Below are 17,319 nucleotides of genomic sequence, written 5' to 3'. Positions count from 1 at the left end.
ATCAAAAAAGACTAATTTTTAGCTTCACTGGCTAGAAATTAGTCTTTTCAATTTGATTAGTAGATTCTCCCACACCATCTAATTAGTGCTCTTCCTCAACTACACGTGGCGAAATGTCCACCACCTAATTTCGGTAGAAAATGTACCCTAATTAACATTATATGTGTCATTCACTTTATTCTATATATAGAAAAAAAACGAGTAAATTGCCTTTGAAAGCAATTCACTCGTATCATTTACGTAAACTTTTTCAACAGTGATTGGAGCTTTAGCGCTAATGATAAATCACCTTTTATTTTGATCTTTCCACCCATATAAGCAACTGTTGGATTGAGATTACCCGATGCTAGTTTCAAAAAATTTTCATCGCTCATTTCCAATACAATACTTGCCTCTCCTTTTTCTTCTTCAAAGAAATCCACACCTTGTTTACCATTCAAATGTAGTTGATATGTGCCACCTTGTTCACCAGATAAATTAAACTGATAAACAGTTCGCTTATCTTCTAAGTAATCCAGGTTTTCATTAGCTTTTTCCGTAAGTGCTTGAAACTTCTCCTTAACTCCCACCAATTATCACCCCTACAATTGATTGAATATTCATTCACTTTCATTATAACGGTAAATGTCATTCTTTGCACTTATAAGTTGTTCGTAAAGCATTTTACACACTGACTTTATGTTCCTCCACATGTAGGTTCGTGCTTATTTCTTGCTGTACGATCTTAGCTAGCTCCTGTTCAGAGACATCCTCTTCTAGATGAATACGAATGGGCTTGGAAATGGTTAACGTTACGTCAGCAGGGCGGATAATATTTTTATTCGCCTCCATTGCTAAATAAGAACCATTGATTGTAACAGGCAAAATTGCGGTCTTTGATCTCGTTGCTAATTTAAAGCTACCTTGTTTAAAGTCTCCTATTTTATTGCCTTTACTTCTCGTACCTTCAGGGAAAATCATGACGTGATGTCCTTGTTCTAGTTTATTTACACCATCAAGTATCGCCTTTATTGATTGACGTCTGTTTTTTCTATCAATAAAAATACAGCTCATATGCTCCATCCATCGATTAATGATGGGAAGTTTTTTTACTTCCTTCTTCGATATAAAACTAATTTTTCTTTGTAAATACCCCATTAAAATAGGAATATCAAAATTCCCTTGATGATTACTGACAATTAAGCAAGCGTCACTAGGAATATTCTCTCCCCCACGTACATGTACACGTACCCCCGCTAGCCTTAACAACGATTTTGCCCAATTGGAAGTTATTTTTGTTACGTGCTGTTCATGCGCTTCCATTTGTCCTTGTTTCAATAAGCGGTTTGCTTTTATTAAGCTCGGTATGGAATAAATTAAATAAAGAAAAAAGTATATAAACCAAATGATCGTTCGTAGCATATTGCATCCTTCCAATCTATCAATCTAATTTTTCAATTACTAATTATTATATCAAAAAAACTAATGTCGCTACACTATTGACCACATGTATTAGTAAGTTTTCTTCTTAGCATTATTATCGTAACTTTGTTTTTTCGTATGTCTAACAAGATATCACTATGCTTCAGAATACAAGCTGACAATACTACACGTTTCATACATATAATCTGATGTGAAGAATATGATAGAGATAGGATACTAGCTCGATATAGTTAGGAGGAGTCATCGTTGATTCGCTATCATGGAGTAGTAGAAGGCCGTGTACAAGCTGTTGGATACCGTTTCTTTACCCACCACCATGCCATTAAACATAATATAACTGGATGGGTAAGGAATCAAAGTAATGGTACAGTTGAATTCGAAGCCCAAGGGACAGAGGGGGATGTTCATGCATTTATTGACTTTCTTAAATCTGGACCACGAGGGGCTCAAGTCACAAATATAAGTACACATGAATTATCAGTTGATATAGAAGAAAATAAATTTAATGTCTTATCATAATCGTTTTTAGTATTTTTTATAAGCGGAGAGAAATGATGCCACATGTCTTTAATTCTCTTCTCGAAACTAAGTGTGGCATCCAATTTACCGCCAAATAAAAAAAAAGAAAAGGAGTATCCTTTTCTAATGGGAGGTAATCATGTCATTAATGAAAAATGAGTGTGTGAATGTTTGAGCAAGTTCACACTATAAATAAATCCTTCTATTGGCACCCAGGATTTCTAGGGATTTTAAGGATGGATATATCGTTAATTAGTCTTGTACTTCGTTTTATCACACAAACAAAGTTTGTTGTCCAAATATATGAAGGAATGTCATGACCTTCATCTTCAAACATCATTGCTTCAAATTCATCACCTACGAGATCCTCAAAGATGTCTTGCGTATACATTTCAGTGTCTGTTGAAAATGAAACCCATTCACATAGCATATTTCTTTTCGTTGATGTTTTCATGTATCACAACCCCTTTCTATAATTTTATTCTATCATGATATATTGTACTACAACATACAAATCAATGAACAAACTGTGTCACTTTATATTCATTATTTTACTCGAATTAACATCATTTATTTCTTATTTATTCCCTAATATATTCGATATTGTCTTAGTACAACGATAAATATAAACGTATAAATAAACTGTTGTAGCTACAACACCATATTTTATAAAATATATGATGGACAATAAAGGTAAAAAGAATGTAGATAAAGAAATACATATAAAGTTCTTTTATAGGGGGATATCAATGACCATTCGAAAGTTAAAGAATACAGAGGCTGACCTTAGTATAAAAATGTCCGAATATGCATTTCAATATACTTTGTCTAATACTGAGCTTGAAGAAGAGAGAGAATTGATTCAAGCGAATAACACTTGGGTTGTGGAGGAAAATGATGTCGTTGTATCTAAAGCTACCATCCTCCCGCTACATACATATATTCATGGAATAGCTATGCCAATGGGAGGCATTTCTGGTGTTGCTACTTGGCCCGAATATAGAAGAAAAGGATATGTGAAAAAACTGTTGTTTCATAGCTTAAAAGAAATGAAAGATAATGGGCAATTGCTCTCCTTTTTATATCCTGCCTCTATTCCTTTTTATCGACAGTTTGGCTGGGAGTTATTCAGTGATACGCAAACGGTAACACTCACTCGCGAGCAGCTACCTATCATTCGTGATGTGAAGGGTGTTGTAAGACGTGTCGAAAAGGATTATTCGGTCATTCATCATGTTTATCACACATGGGCAAAAAAGTATAATGGGACTTTAGTAAGAACGGAAGATTGGTGGAAGACGTTCATACTCCGATCTAAAAAGCACACATTAGCTGTTTATTATAATACTTCATGTGAAGTGAAGGGGTATATGCTTTATCATGTTAAAAATGAAACTATGACGATCGAAGAAATCATTTGGATTAATAGCGAAGCACGTGATGGATTGTTTTCTTTTATTGCAAACCATGATTCTATGATAAAACAAGTAAAAATAACGACAACAGCAGATGGCGGAATTCCATTTGTCCTTCCCGACCCTAAAGTAGAAAGGGAACTTCGATCCTATTTTATGGCGAGAATCGTTGATGTGAAGTCCTTTTTAAAGGCTTATCCATTCGAGAAAAATGAAAATATTGAACCCCTTATATTCCATGTTTCAGATGAGTTCTGTCCATGGAATGATGGGACGTACTTTATCAAACATGAAGATGACACTCAGGTGGTAACCTTTCATCCGACTAAGAAAAACACAGGTTCAACTTGTCAGCATGCCCCCAAAAAAGGCTTATCTTTATCAATTCAAGCGTTATCAACATTACTGATGGGTTATAAAACTGCCACCCTTCTATATCATGAAGGCTTTATTGATGGTAAACAAGAGGAGATTGCGCAGCTAGAAAACTGTATAAAAACACAACCGTCTTTTATATATGACTTTTTCTAATATCAGAGCCTATCTTTAGAATAAACTAAGCTATGAAAAAGTCCAAAAGGTTGACACGAAGGCGTAATCACCCTTTCTGTCAACCTCTTTTCATTATAATCTATTACTCTGTCATTTTACGAAGTGCTTTTAATGAAGATTTTGATTTACTATATCGCAATGGGACGTCAAACTTTGTCGTTTGCTTAACAATACTTTTTTCATGTGTAAATGTGTCAAAACTGTACTTTCCATGGTAGGCACCTATCCCACTTTCCCCTACTCCACCAAATGGTAAATAAGGTGTACCTACATGCATCAGCGTGTCGTTTACACATCCACCCCCGAATTGAAGGTTCTCTATAAAATACTCTTCCGTTGATTTATTATTCGTAAATAAATATAAAGCTAATGGATTGGGGCGTTTCCTAATTCTTTCAATTACTTCGTATTCTGTAGAAAATGTTAATACTGGCAATATTGGTCCAAAAATTTCTTCCTCCATAATTAAGTCTGTATCCTCTACATCCACCATTACTGTTGGCTCCATAAACCGCTCATCTCGATCAAAGGAACCTCCATAATATACTTTGTCTTGATCTAGAAGACTCACTAACCGATCGACATGCCCTGGTGTTACAATTTTTGGATAATCTTTGCTAAAACGCGTATCTGGCCCGTACAACTTTTTAATATAATCACCTATATATTTCAAGAGCTTTCTACGTTTTTTCTCATACACTAAAATGTAATCTGGAGCTACACAAGTTTGGCCAGCGTTAATAAATTTTCCCCAAACAATTCGTTTTGCTGCTAGCTTTACATTTGCGTCATCCATGATGATTGCAGGGTTTTTTCCACCTAATTCTAACGTTACTGGTGTTAAGTGATTAGCCGCTGCCTTCATGACTTCTTTACCAACTTGTACACTTCCAGTAAAAAATATATAATCTAACTTTTCCTTTAATATGTCCTTCGATGCTTCAGTATCCCCTTCCACAACGGCAACATATTTTTCGTCGAACGTTTCCGCTATTAGCTCGCGTATGATAGAGCTCGTATATGGTGTTAATTCGGATGGCTTTAAAATTGCTGTATTGCCAGCACCGATAGCACCAATCAACGGAGCGATGGCCAATTGGAACGGATAATTCCATGGCGCTATAATTGCTGTAACACCGTATGGATGTTTATAAATATAACTTTTTGAGCCTAAATGTGTAAAAGGTGTTCGTTCCTTTTTAGGAGTCGCCCAAAAATCAACATTCTTTAGCATATCCTTTATTTCATTGTAAACAATCGATAGCTCAGTCAGAAAAATTTCATGCTCTGATTTGTTCAAATCTTTATTTATTGCTTCGATAATGTCTTGTTCCCTTTTTTGAATCACGTCTCGAAGACGAGCAAGCTGACGTTGTCTAAACTTTACCTCTATCGTTTCCCCTGTATGAAAATACTTCCTCTGTGCTTCTACTAATGAATGAATAGCTTCGTTCATATCTCTCCCCTCCCCTACAAAAAAACTATTTTTTCTCTATAAAGGTAGCAAATACTACACTGCTCATCGTCTGTTAGCTATTTATTCTGAACAGACTATTTTTATGTTTTCATAAATATATATCCTATTCATTGTACCAAGTTTCCTACAATTATACGACAAAATAGTGCTTTTTTCGCAAAAGGATTCGTATATGCTACAAAGCTTGTTCGTTCATGCGTTTTCTAAACTTTCTTTGAACGACAATTAATCTTCTAGCTAATAAGGTCGCACAAACAGCCAAGCTTAATATGAGACCTAACCAGTAGCCAAATGGTCCAAATGGTGTGAAGTTTGCCGTTACGTAACCAAACGGTAATCCAATAATCCAAAAGGATATAAGCGCCATAACAAATGGCTTATTAACATCTTTATAGCCGCGCAAAATCCCTTGAATTGGTGTATTAATTGCATCTGATAGTTGAAAGAAAATCGCATACAATAAAAACTGTTGTATCAGTATTGCTACCTCTCGTTCAGTAGTGTAAAGATAGGCAACAGGACCGCGAACGTAATAAATGATGACACAAGCGATCAAACCCATTATTACTGCAAAAATAACGCCAATTATACTGTACACTTTTGCATCTTCTAGCCTTTGTGCACCAACTTCATAGCCTACAGCGATTGTAAGCGCGAATGCAAAGCTCATCGGAATCATATAGAGCATACTCGCAAAGTTTATCGCTGCTTGGTGAGCGGCAATAATTTCGGTTGAAAATTGACTCATTAATAAGGTGACCGCAGAAAAAATGCTCGTTTCGAAAAATATGGTTAGACCAATCGGTAGTCCTAGTATTAATATTTCCTTCCATGTGATAAATGATAGTGCATGTACTTTTTCGAATACACGGTAAGTCGTAAATGGTTTGACTTTCATTACGCAAAACATAGTAACGAAAAAGATAAACCAATAAGTTAACGCTGAAGCATAACCAGCACCGATACCACCTAGCGCTGGAAAACCAGCCTTCCCAAAAATAAGGACATAATTAAAAATAAAGTTAATAGGCAGTGCTAATAACGTGATAATCATCGTTATTCTCGTTTGCCCTAAAGAGTCGATAAATCCCCTGAGTACATTGTAAACAAAAAGCGGGATAATACCTGTAACTAATCCGATTAAATAATGCTTTGCTACATAGGCAACCTCTTGATCTAGTGACATAAATGATAATATCGATTCTAAAAAAAAGAAGCCGAAGACGACGACAATTGCAGCGATAAAAATAGATAAATATATTCCTTGGAGGACATAGTAGCCTACATCATCTCGTTTATTAGCTCCTATTTTTTGTGAAATAATCGGGGTTAACGCCATTAAAATTCCACTAATTCCAGTAAGTATCGGTATCCAAAGACTTGAACCAATCGCCACACCAGCAAGATCATAAGCTCCAGCATGCCCAGACATCGTTGTATCAATAAAATTCATGGCATATAAGCCTATTTGTGTAACGAGAATAGGCCATGTCACTACCATGAGTAAACGTATTTTTTCTCTTATTGTTTCTGTCTTAAACAAGTAGTCCACCTCTTGTAAACATTTATTTTAATATCATGATCCTTTTTTAAATACATATGTATCTCGTAAAAATATTGCACAAAGACTAATTTATTGTAGTACGAGTCTTCACTTTGGTAAAGTAAAGACATCGCTTTTTTAAATAATGTTATGCAGGTGATTGAAAGTGACTTTTGAATTAATTTGGCAGTACATTCTAATATTCGTTATGGCCGCAACACCGTGGTTAGAAATCTTAATCGTGATCCCTCTTGGCATTGCGATTGGGCTTCACCCAATTCCTGTTGCTATTGTATCTTTTGTCGGCAACTTTCTACCTATTTTATTAATCGTCTATTTAATGAAATGGTTTCAATCAACGCAGTGGTATAAGCGGCGGTTAGAAAAGAAACGATTGAAGAAGTTAGCAAAGGAGGAGCAGCAAGAAGAAGGAACTGTTATAAAGAAGAAAAATAAAAAAGAAAGAGCAGCTGCGATATTTGAGAAATATGGACTTCCTGGCTTAGCATTTTTAGGGCCTATTATAACTGGGATCCATTTAGCAGCAATTATCGCTCTTTCATTAAAGGCAAATAAAAATAAAACAACGTTTTGGATGGCGATTAGTCTTTTTATCTGGACTGTGGCCATTACAGTTATGTCTTTCTACAGTATTGATTGGCTTATCAATTAAATTATTGTGACATACCGCGACCGTCAACACATACTTTTTCGTAATCTCCATTCTCTTTTATAACGTAATAAAAATTAAATAGGTTAACGACAGGACAGGCATGGTTTGGAACAATATGTACCTTTTCATTGAGCTTATGGAAAATTGGATTCTGCATATTATCTATAATTCCATGCTCCTCCGATACTCTTGAGACGAATATTTTCTCATTTGTAATGACGCGCCCAAACCCTATTACACCTTCATTACCGTGTGCGCCCTTTTCTGTCGTTAAAGCTTTACTTCCTGCGTCGATAATGATCCTCTCATTTTTCACAGAAGCAATGGATGCCAAAACAGTAAGTGCGACTTCCTCTTCTGACGCAATTCCAAGCGCGACTTGGATGTTATCGAAGAACACTGCGTTTCCTGGTCGTACTTCGGTAATACCGGCATATTTGGCTCCCCTCTCAAAAGTCGGCGTAGAACCAATACTTCGGTTTGGAATGATGATCCCATTTTTTTCACAAAGCTCTACGGAGCGTAATATGCTTTCTGCCTCTTGTTTTGCAATACGATTCACTTCCTCTTCACACTTCGCTGCGTAGGAATGACCTGCATGTGTATACATCCCTGTGAGATCAAGTGTTTCCGTATTATTAATACACTCTGCTAGGTTAAACGCCTCAACACCAGGCTCTACGCCACATCTATTTAGACCTGAGTTTACTTTAATCCATACTTCAGGGGTAACTATAAGCTCCTTTGCTATAGCCTCAATTATTTTCACTTGCTCTTCACTATCAACTGTAAGTATTAATCTTGCTCGTTTAGACCATTTTAGTAGTTTTTTTAGCCGTACTGGATCAGCTAATGGAAAGGCAAGTAAAATATCTGTTAACCCATTCTCAAATAAAAGCTCTGCCTCTGATGCCGTTGCGACAGTTATTCCGGATGCTCCTTTTTCTATTTGCCTTTTTGCGATCCAAACAGACTTATGCGTTTTAAAGTGAGGACGTATCGTCACTCCGTGCTCGCTAACCTTCATCATTCTATCGATATTTTTATTTAGCTTTTTTTCGTCTAGTATTAGTGCTGGTGTTTCAATCTCTTCTTTATTAATCATAGCTATTCCCCTTCTACATTCTAGTTTTCAGGATTGGTGGTACACTTACTGCATTTTCTAAATAATAAATTTGGTGTTATATTTATATTATAATATAAGTATATGAACCTATTAAGAACTCGTTTCATCATTCAAATTTCTTGTTATATAGTTTGACTGTAACCACGACTATAGCCGTGTTTTATGCTACGCTTATTCATATTGTATCGTATAGTCTAAAAAATTTTATTCATAGATGTATAAATTAGTTTACTATAAGAAAAACGTCAGTGGAATTTCGCCGTCTCTCTTGAAGTACTAGTAAGTGCTCTTCTGTGAACTCAGAAAAATTGCAGAGCAATTCTTTTCATCTCCTATATACTCAATGGGGAAGGAAAAAGGAAAATTGATCCTTTTTTTATGTACCCTGTGCTCTTCTCGCTAGTACACACGGTGGACGGAAAAATTCCACTGCCAAGTTTTATACATTATGAATTTTAAAAAAATAGGAGGTAATACGATGTCGATAAAACAACACCTTCACCCCACTGCTTATTGTAAAACTGAATATGATACACTGCATCGTGTACTCTTATGCCAACCGAAACACATGAAAATTCGTGATGTTATTAATGAAACACAAAAAGTGTTTAAAAACGATGGTATTGACAATGAGTTAGCCTTGAAACAACACAATAATTTTATTGAAGCATTAACAAGTGAAGGGGTACATGTCGAACTACTCCCTCCGTCTCATTTATATCCTGAACAAGTTTTCACCCGTGACATCGGCTTTACTCTTGGTGATACTGTACATGTATCTCACATGGCCCGGAACGTCCGAAAAGGGGAAGAAAGTATTTTGCAGCATTGGTTACAAAAGCAAAACATGAAGTACAAAACATTAAGTGAGAACAAAATTGAAGGTGGAGATGTACTTATTGACGGCAATTCCATATTCGTTGGTGTTAGTCATCGGACAAACGAAAGCGCTATTCAGCATTTACAATCATTATTGCCTGCATATGACGTCATCCCTATTCCTTTTAACGAAAAGTACCTACACCTTGATTGCGTATTCAACATCATCTCCGAAAGGGAAGCGCTCATTTATCCAGCTGCTTTTGATAAAAATGAACTTGAGCTACTTCGATCAAAATATGATGTTATTGAAGTTGGAGAACTAGAGCAATTTACACTTGGAACAAACGTCCTCTCTCTCGGTAACAAAAGGATCATTAGCCTACCAATCAATTCGAGCATCAATCTTGAACTAAATAAGCGAGGCTATCGCATCATAGAAGTAGATTTTTCAGAGATTATTAAATCAGGTGGCTCATTCCGTTGCTGCTCCATGCCTTTACTAAGACTAGACGAATGATGTTGCTGTTGAACCCGCCTGACTTTCGACTGAAGTAATGATGAACCCATTTTCGAAAATATGAAAAAAGGTGGGAAAGGGGCTGCTTATCCTCTTTTTCACCTATCTAATTCGATTTTCGCAAAATATAGAATAGCCGATTTATGAAATTATTCATCACTAACATGCTCTAAAAACCATCTTTCAGAAAAGGATCCTCTTCTTTCAGCTTTATCGCTTCGAATGTTTTCAAGCTCATCTTTTGTATACCCGTGATTTTCGCTTAAACAATAAATGAGCTCCAATAAATCGGCTAACTCTTCTATTGCTTGCTCCGCATTTTGTGCCTCTAAATATTCATTAAGTTCTTCTGTGAGCTTTTTTCGTGCTTCACGCTCGAACTCTCCTGCATCCAATCTCCTTACTTTACATTCCACACCATTATTGCGGATAATCATTGGAATGCGATCTCTCACTAGCTTATTATAAACTGGCATTTTTTTCTCCCCCATCAACTTAACATCGTAGTTTAGAAGCATCCTATTATAAATAATTCATGTTTCAAAGGGAAATTCCTTCTCGTAATAGTAAGTAGTCAGAAAAATAACTAATTATTAGAATAAATGCGGGTGAATCAATGTTTATAGTATCGAGGGAGTGTTCCGAGGATGTATACCTTTTGTGATTTTTTATAATTGATAGGTGCATCTTACCTTCACACAACTTCACTCGTGCTCAACGGTAGATGGTGACGCAGCATCTGCCTCACCACCTACCTTTAGAATTAAAATGACACTCCACCTCACATGCTACTGCAAAGTTATTGTGTAAATTGCTTTACCAGTAGTGACTTTCATGCCATTTTCCGAGTTCTCTGTTTTTACTTCTCCTAGGATTGGAATTTCATAGGCGTTTTGTGGGAGTTCCATTTCTCCTTGATCAGTATGTATATTTCCTTCGCCGTGAAGAATGAGCTCTTGGTCTGCTAAGTAGTCATCTTCATCATGCTTTTTTAAATTACGGACAGAAATTTCATTTAATTGTAGTTGCGCACGGTCGTGATCAAATACTTCATTCGTCCCTGTTTCTAATTCCTGTTTTTCAATCGTCATTGTGGTTCCTTTATGACTTTCGAGCCATTCTGTTAATTCAAATATTGGATGAATCATCCTAAACCTCCTAAACTTAGCAACAATTATATATGTACTATTCCCGTATTTTTTATTTTCATACTTATTGACAGTTTCGTCTTTCACTATTATGATTTTTCCAACGACCATCGTTTCTTAGAAATGACAGATCACTGTTTTTCATGTAAAATATCACGAAAGTCGTCAATTACAAGAGAAAGAGAGGATGGATGAATGCAGCAAATTATTGAAATAGCATACTCAAATTTATTATCTCCAATGATCTTATTTTTCTTATTAGGAATTATCGCAGTACTTGTCAACTCTGATTTAAAAGTACCTACTGCTTTTTATAATGGTTATACGATGATTATCCTGTTTACAATCGGTATAAAAGGTGGGATTGAGTTAAGAAGTGTTTCTTTATCGGAAATGATTCCAACCATTATTACTGCCATTGTTTTGAGTATTGTCATGTTATTTATTGCTCACTTAATCGTACATAGAATATTTAAATATGCCATTGTTGACTCATTGGCAATCGCTGCTCATTACGGCTCTGTTAGTGCAGTTACATTTATTGCAGGTTTGGCCTTCCTTGATAAATTAGGCATCACGTATGAGTCATACATGTCTGCAATACTAGTTGTCATGGAAGGACCTGCAATTATTTTAGCTATTATTTTGTACAAGCTATATTCTGATAAACAAGGAACTGAGGAAACAAACCCAAATGCGGGTTTATCGCACGTCATTAAAGAGGCATTCTTCGGGAAAAGTATATTCCTTTTACTTGGTGGTATTTTTATCGGTTTAGTTGCACATTTAGATGGTCTTTACTTAATACAACCGCTATTTGGAGATCTATTCTATGGTTTCCTTTGTATTTTCTTACTTCACATGGGTATGATTGCGACGGAAAGTATGAAGAGTATGAAAAAATTTAATCCAGTCTCATTTATGTTTGCTTTTATTTTGCCAATTATCGGTGGCTTCCTAGGCGTTATTGCTGGTAGTATTTTAGGATTATCTCTAGGCGGCGCAGTCATCTTGGCAATTTTGACAGGAAGTGCCTCTTATATTGCAGCACCAGCCGCTATTCAACAAGCGATGCCGCAAGCTAATTCAGGTCTCTATTTAGGATCTTCACTCGGTCTTACTTTACCGTTCAACTTAATCATCGGTATACCTCTATATTATTGGTTAGCAACAATAATTATCGGTTAATTCAAGCTAACCGAAAAGAATGGTGACTAGAAGGTCCTTTACGAACGACCAATAGTCACCATTTTTTCTTAATTGCTTGTTTTATGAAGTCTTCTACTCATATTTTCACGCCATCCTGAAGCGAGTTCTTTTGTATCTACAAGAGCTTTTGTTTTCTCTATATCATCCTTATCACGATGATAAACATCGTTTACAAAGGAGATAGAAAAGTTTGTCGTGCGTTCTTTAAACACGAAAGGGGCGTCTAAAGATACTTTTCCTTCCTTTAAAACTCTCATGTAGTAACCAGTAAAGCCCGTTTCAATTACTTTTTGTGGAATTCCTTCTTTGCCAAATCGCTTTTCAAGCTTATGGCATGGAATTCTTGGCTGACACACTTGAACAATTGCATCTCCCCATGTAAAGATATCACCAATATAAGTATCTGTTTCTAATAAGCCTTTAACAGTTATATTTTCGCCAAATGCACTCGGTGGGAGAGTGCAGTTTAATTGATCTTCCCAATACGAATAGTGCTCTTGCGGATAAACGCAAATTGCCTTTTCTTCTCCACCATGATTTTTTTTATCAGCTTGTTCGTCGCCTTGGAGCTGATCCTTCGATAAATAGAGCTCCTTCTGCACCGGTTTTTTGTTAATTGCTGATGATACGGTTTTCCCTTGTCCTTCAAGAGGCTCTGTTTTCCCAACATTCACTGATACTAATTGTGGATTTAATATCGTCATCTTTTTCTCCTCATCATTTTATAGTTTCTTGTAATGCTCTTTTTGCAAGTATCATGCTAGTGATATCGTCCGATGGAGGATTATGCAATCCTGCTCGCACATCTCTGTAATATCGTTCGAAAGGTTTACTCTTTTGTAAGCTTTGTCCACCAACGATACGTAATGCTATATCGACTACTTCGATCGCTGCATTTGTACAAACTGTTTTTACCGCTGCTAGTTCGGCTCCCAACTGTTGCCTCATTTCTTCGTTTTCATCCCAAATTGTTGCTATGTGATACATAAAGTGTCTTGCTTTCATTAATTTCAAGTCCATTTCAGCAATTTTCCTCTGTACTTCAGGGACTTCCGCAATTGGGCGAGGTAAACTATTCGGCTGATATGTTTTTGCAAAATTGATTGCATCATCTCTTGCTGCCAATGCTATACCTAAGTAACAGGCTGGAATATGAAGTAACCAACCTTGTGCGTTTTTCGAGCTACTACTTGAATCGATCACATGTACGAGAGATGAGCCTTTTACGAAGGTATCTTTTAAAATTAAATCATCACTTCTTGTACCTCTCATTCCTAAAGCATCCCATGTCTCTTCATAAGTAATGTTTACTTCGTGACGATTTAAAAGAAACTCTCCAACCTGCTCTTTTCCTTCATGATCGATTGTCGCTGTAATGATAATCCAATCTAACATCGGTGCTAAAGACGTGAATGTTTTTCTGCCGTTTATTATCCAACCGTCATCTTTCTTCAGCGCATTCGTTTCAGGTTTACCACCGCGTGCTGGACTCCCTGTAGCTCGTTCACTTGCTGCTGTATTGATAATTGTTTTCTCTTTAACAATACTTTCACATACCTTTCCAAAAACATCGGGTTCCCACTTCTGAGATTGGTATAGGTTCATGATTGTCCCGTTATGCCAACCTAAAGAAAGTGCTGTGGCTCCATCTCCTCGTGCTATCGTTTCTTGCACAAGCAAAAACTCATACAAGCTAGCTTCTACACCACCAAACTCTTTTGGTACTGTGAGTGTTGTCAGTGTACTCTCTTTTAAATCATCAAAGTTTTCAAAAGGGAATGATGCAGCCTTATCATGTTTAGATGCTCTCTTTTGGAAGGGGCTAATAAGAGAAGACGCCTTCATCCAAAGTTCTTTTTGTTTATTTGTTTTTAATAAAATGTTATCTTGTGTCATCACAGCCTCCTTACTTCCCACCATTTATAGGTGAATATTACCTATTAGATCTTTTTAATATATAATAATTTTTGTTTTATATAGAGCAAACTATGTAATATAAAATAAGATTATAAAAAGTAAACTGTTTCGTTCCTATACAAATACTGTACCATGATATAGTAACATGAATAAATTAATTTGATACGCTTAAAGAACGTTTTTAAGGGGAAATAGATACAACAAGAACGGTATATCGGTTACTATTAATCACCTTATTGGGCACAATATTATCTTATAGAGATATTCGACAATTTTTTCCCGGGAAATAATGTTGATTCCATTTGCCGTATTATCGTGTCAACAATTAGGATGAGCTGCATTGATTATGAACATAGAGGAGTGACATAACTTGTTTAATTCTTATATCGGAATCGATTTAGGGACAGCAAATATTCTCGTATATACAAAAAATAAAGGCATAGTACTTAATGAACCTTCTGTCGTAGCAATAGACATTCACACGAATCAAGTACTGGCTATCGGTAATGAAGCAAAGGCTATGGTAGGGAAAACACCAGGTAATATTGTAGCTATACGACCTTTAAAGGACGGTGTCATCGCAGATTACCAAGTAACCATTGATATGTTAAAGCAAATCATGAAAAAAGTAAGTAAAAAGCTTGGGCTCTCATTTCGGAAACCACATGTCGTCGTTTGTACTCCTTCTGGTGCTACATCTGTTGAACGCAGAGCGATACATGATGCTGTAAAAGAATTTGGTGCAAAGCAAGTCGATTTGATAGAAGAGCCTATTGCTGCAGCGATTGGTGCAGATTTACCGGTTGCTGAGCCAACTGCTAATGTTATTGTCGATATTGGTGGTGGCACAACAGAGGTGGCTATTATATCTTTCGGCGGGATTGTAACTGCAAATTCTACACGTACGGGTGGAGATCACTTTGATGAAGATATTGTTCAGTATATAAGAAAAAAATACAACATGTTAATTGGTTATAGAACTGCTGAAAATATTAAAATTGAAATTGGATATGCTCTCGTCGATCACCAGGAGTTGCGAATGGATATTAGAGGGCGCGATCTCGTGACAGGCCTCCCAAAAACAATCACAATTACCTCTTTTGAAATACAAGATGCTATTAAAGAGCCACTATTAGTTATTTTAGAAACGGTGAGAAATACTTTAGAAAATTGTCCACCTGAATTAAGCGGTGATATTGTTGACCATGGAATTACCATTACAGGAGGAGGATCTTTATTAAACGGTCTTGAGCGTTGGTTAAGGAAAGAGATTAATGTTCCCGTCCACCTTGCACCAAATCCACTTGAATCTGTAGCTATCGGAACAGGAAAATCATTGAGCGTCATTCATAAACTCCAAAAAAAAGCAAAATAAGAAATACTAAAACTGAGCTTGTAAAGCTCAGTTTTAGTATTTCTTAGAAGCGGTGAAGAAATGTTGCCACATGTCTTTAAAGTAGTAGTGAGTGCTCTGCTCGCTACTACGCGTGGCAGCATTTCCACCGCAAATTGATACTTACATATCTTCTGAAAAGTACTAAAAACGAGCTCGGTAAAGCTCCGTTTTAGTCTTTCTATCGTTTTCCACTTTTTAGCGTTTATAGATCATATCTACATGAGGAATATTATCCTCTAAATAAACGTCTGTTATCGATTTAAATTGAAACGATGCATAAAAATCTCTTAAGTAATCTTGGGCTTGAATTTTAATATCGTTTTCCTTTAATTCATCATGAATAAATGAAATTGCCCTTTTAAGCAATTCTCTTCCCATTCCTCTTTTCCGAAAGGTCTCCTTCACTATAACACGTCCAAAAGATGCTTCATCATAATATAATCCGCTCGAAAAAATTCTCGCATATGCAATAATTTCACCATCTTCTTCATTAAAGAGATGGTACGCTACAAAGTCCTTATCATCGAGCTCAGGATACGGACAATCTTGCTCTACTACAAACACATTGATTCTCTCTTTTATTATCTTATATAATTGTTCACTTGTTAACTCATGAAAACTTTTTATCGTCCATCCCATATGTATACCCCTTTTATGTATTAAATTAAGTATGATTGTACACCGAATATACATAAAAAGTAAATTAGAAAGAGGATACCACCAAAAATTCCTTCCTACCTTATGAGGTTCCCTCTAAGCAATGTTTGAGATACTACTCGTTTTATGATTTCCATTAAAAAAAGCTTCAAAAGTCCATTATACGTAACTTTTGAAGCCAGTTATTAATTTAGTAATAAGCTTTTTGCGTTATTCACTTGCTCTTCAGATGGTGGTTCAACACCTTCTAATGGATAGGCTAAATCAAGTTCCTTCCACTTATAAACACCCATTTTATGATATGGCAGGATTTCTATTTTTTCTACATTTGACAATGTTTTTATAAATGAAGATAAATCTTTTAAGTCGTTTACATCATCTGAAATACCAGGAACTAGAACGTGGCGAATCCATACTGGTACATTTTCGTTCGATAGTTGCGTTGCAAAATCTAATATATGCTTATTGGATACCCCTGTTAATTTTCTATGCTTCTCGTCATCAATATGCTTTAAATCAACTAAAAATAAATCAGTTACTTTAAAGAGCTCCTTTAACTTTTCTTGAAAGGTAGCATTATTAGAATAACAACCACCTGAACTATCAATCGTAGTATGAATTCCGAGTTTCTTACATTCCTTAAACAAGGCAATAAGAAAGTCCATTTGTAGCAATGGTTCCCCACCACTAACAGTAACACCGCCTTTTGAAAATTTCATATACGGCATATATTTTTTTATATCTTCAATAAGCTCTGCTACTGTCATTTCATTCCCTTTATTTCGATCCCAAGTATCAGGATTGTGGCAATACTGGCATCGTAATAAACACCCCTGTGTAAAAATAACGTAACGGATCCCTGGCCCGTCAACCATCCCTGATGTTTCTACTGAGTGTATTCTTCCGTTCATTTGAAGCCCCCCTAA

The 17,319-nt window shown here is 36.1% G+C and carries 18 protein-coding genes; 6 read left to right on the top strand and 12 right to left on the bottom strand.

Annotated features, from left to right (window positions below):
• Positions 1-236: 236 nt before the first annotated feature.
• Positions 237-569, bottom strand: a complete 333-nt coding sequence (locus BCELL_RS04065; RefSeq protein WP_013487411.1) for an SCP2 sterol-binding domain-containing protein — start codon at positions 567-569, stop codon at positions 237-239.
• A gap of 94 nt (positions 570-663) precedes the next feature.
• Positions 664-1,401, bottom strand: coding sequence for a lysophospholipid acyltransferase family protein (locus BCELL_RS04060; RefSeq protein WP_013487410.1), 738 nt, complete (start codon positions 1,399-1,401; stop codon positions 664-666).
• A gap of 267 nt (positions 1,402-1,668) precedes the next feature.
• On the opposite strand from BCELL_RS04060, the gene BCELL_RS04055 reads away from it, so the two are divergent.
• Positions 1,669-1,941, top strand: coding sequence for an acylphosphatase (locus BCELL_RS04055; RefSeq protein WP_013487409.1), 273 nt, complete (start codon positions 1,669-1,671; stop codon positions 1,939-1,941).
• A gap of 202 nt (positions 1,942-2,143) precedes the next feature.
• On the opposite strand, the gene BCELL_RS04050 is transcribed toward BCELL_RS04055, so the two are convergent.
• Entirely contained in the window at positions 2,144-2,395 is a 252-nt protein-coding gene (locus BCELL_RS04050) for a hypothetical protein (protein ID WP_013487408.1), read from the bottom strand.
• Positions 2,396-2,690: 295 nt separating this feature from the next.
• On the opposite strand from BCELL_RS04050, the gene BCELL_RS04045 reads away from it, so the two are divergent.
• Positions 2,691-3,887 carry a GNAT family N-acetyltransferase gene (locus BCELL_RS04045; protein WP_013487407.1) on the top strand — a complete coding sequence of 399 codons (1,197 nt, stop codon included), beginning with the start codon at positions 2,691-2,693 and terminating at the stop codon, positions 3,885-3,887.
• Between the two features lie 103 nt (positions 3,888-3,990).
• Here the strand turns inward: BCELL_RS04045 and BCELL_RS04040 are convergent, their stop codons facing one another.
• Together BCELL_RS04040 and BCELL_RS04035 are read right to left on the bottom strand one after the other, a co-directional pair.
• Positions 3,991-5,364 carry an aldehyde dehydrogenase gene (locus BCELL_RS04040; protein ID WP_013487406.1) on the bottom strand — a complete coding sequence of 458 codons (1,374 nt, stop codon included), beginning with the start codon at positions 5,362-5,364 and terminating at the stop codon, positions 3,991-3,993.
• Positions 5,365-5,560: 196 nt separating this feature from the next.
• Complete coding sequence (locus BCELL_RS04035) at positions 5,561-6,928, bottom strand: MATE family efflux transporter (protein WP_013487405.1); 1,368 nt, start codon at positions 6,926-6,928, stop codon at positions 5,561-5,563.
• Between the two features lie 166 nt (positions 6,929-7,094).
• On the opposite strand from BCELL_RS04035, the gene BCELL_RS04030 reads away from it, so the two are divergent.
• Positions 7,095-7,601 carry a small multi-drug export protein gene (locus BCELL_RS04030; RefSeq protein ID WP_013487404.1) on the top strand — a complete coding sequence of 169 codons (507 nt, stop codon included), beginning with the start codon at positions 7,095-7,097 and terminating at the stop codon, positions 7,599-7,601.
• A 1-nt stretch (position 7,602) separates the two neighbouring features.
• Here the strand turns inward: BCELL_RS04030 and BCELL_RS04025 are convergent, their stop codons facing one another.
• Positions 7,603-8,706, bottom strand: coding sequence for an alanine racemase (locus BCELL_RS04025; RefSeq protein ID WP_013487403.1), 1,104 nt, complete (start codon positions 8,704-8,706; stop codon positions 7,603-7,605).
• A gap of 499 nt (positions 8,707-9,205) precedes the next feature.
• Between BCELL_RS04025 and BCELL_RS04020 the strand changes: the two genes are divergently transcribed.
• Positions 9,206-10,066, top strand: a complete 861-nt coding sequence (locus BCELL_RS04020) for a dimethylarginine dimethylaminohydrolase family protein (protein ID WP_013487402.1) — start codon at positions 9,206-9,208, stop codon at positions 10,064-10,066.
• Positions 10,067-10,215: 149 nt separating this feature from the next.
• Here BCELL_RS04020 and BCELL_RS04015 read toward each other — a convergent pair whose 3' ends face one another.
• Complete coding sequence (locus BCELL_RS04015; RefSeq protein WP_013487401.1) at positions 10,216-10,542, bottom strand: nucleoside triphosphate pyrophosphohydrolase; 327 nt, start codon at positions 10,540-10,542, stop codon at positions 10,216-10,218.
• A gap of 312 nt (positions 10,543-10,854) precedes the next feature.
• Positions 10,855-11,214, bottom strand: coding sequence for a protein YmzB (gene ymzB, locus BCELL_RS04010; RefSeq protein WP_013487400.1), 360 nt, complete (start codon positions 11,212-11,214; stop codon positions 10,855-10,857).
• A 195-nt stretch (positions 11,215-11,409) separates the two neighbouring features.
• On the opposite strand from ymzB, the gene BCELL_RS04005 reads away from it, so the two are divergent.
• A complete protein-coding gene (locus BCELL_RS04005; RefSeq protein ID WP_013487399.1) occupies positions 11,410-12,402 on the top strand; it encodes a sodium-dependent bicarbonate transport family permease in 993 nt (330 codons plus the stop codon).
• A 68-nt stretch (positions 12,403-12,470) separates the two neighbouring features.
• On the opposite strand, the gene BCELL_RS04000 is transcribed toward BCELL_RS04005, so the two are convergent.
• Both BCELL_RS04000 and BCELL_RS03995 read right to left on the bottom strand, forming a co-directional pair.
• Positions 12,471-13,127 (bottom strand): MOSC domain-containing protein, encoded by a 657-nt coding sequence (locus tag BCELL_RS04000; RefSeq protein WP_013487398.1) that lies wholly within the window; start codon positions 13,125-13,127, stop codon positions 12,471-12,473.
• Positions 13,128-13,140: 13 nt separating this feature from the next.
• Positions 13,141-14,319: an acyl-CoA dehydrogenase family protein gene (locus BCELL_RS03995; RefSeq protein ID WP_013487397.1), complete on the bottom strand. Its 1,179-nt coding sequence runs from the start codon at positions 14,317-14,319 to the stop codon at positions 13,141-13,143.
• A gap of 391 nt (positions 14,320-14,710) precedes the next feature.
• Between BCELL_RS03995 and mreBH the strand changes: the two genes are divergently transcribed.
• Positions 14,711-15,715 carry a rod-share determining protein MreBH gene (mreBH, locus tag BCELL_RS03990; RefSeq protein WP_013487396.1) on the top strand — a complete coding sequence of 335 codons (1,005 nt, stop codon included), beginning with the start codon at positions 14,711-14,713 and terminating at the stop codon, positions 15,713-15,715.
• Positions 15,716-15,931: 216 nt separating this feature from the next.
• Here the strand turns inward: mreBH and BCELL_RS03985 are convergent, their stop codons facing one another.
• Both BCELL_RS03985 and pflA read right to left on the bottom strand, forming a co-directional pair.
• On the bottom strand, positions 15,932-16,375 hold the full coding sequence (locus tag BCELL_RS03985; RefSeq protein ID WP_013487395.1) for a GNAT family N-acetyltransferase: 444 nt from the start codon (positions 16,373-16,375) through the stop codon (positions 15,932-15,934).
• A gap of 203 nt (positions 16,376-16,578) precedes the next feature.
• Positions 16,579-17,304, bottom strand: a complete 726-nt coding sequence (gene pflA, locus BCELL_RS03980; RefSeq protein ID WP_013487394.1) for a pyruvate formate-lyase-activating protein — start codon at positions 17,302-17,304, stop codon at positions 16,579-16,581.
• Positions 17,305-17,319: the final 15 nt, after the last annotated feature.

Origin of the sequence: Evansella cellulosilytica DSM 2522 (assembly GCF_000177235.2) — a bacterium.
GTDB lineage: Bacteria > Bacillota > Bacilli > Bacillales > Salisediminibacteriaceae > Evansella > Evansella cellulosilytica.
The sequence above is the reverse complement of the archived record's forward strand: the minus strand, read 5'-3'. Positions and strand labels throughout refer to the sequence as shown.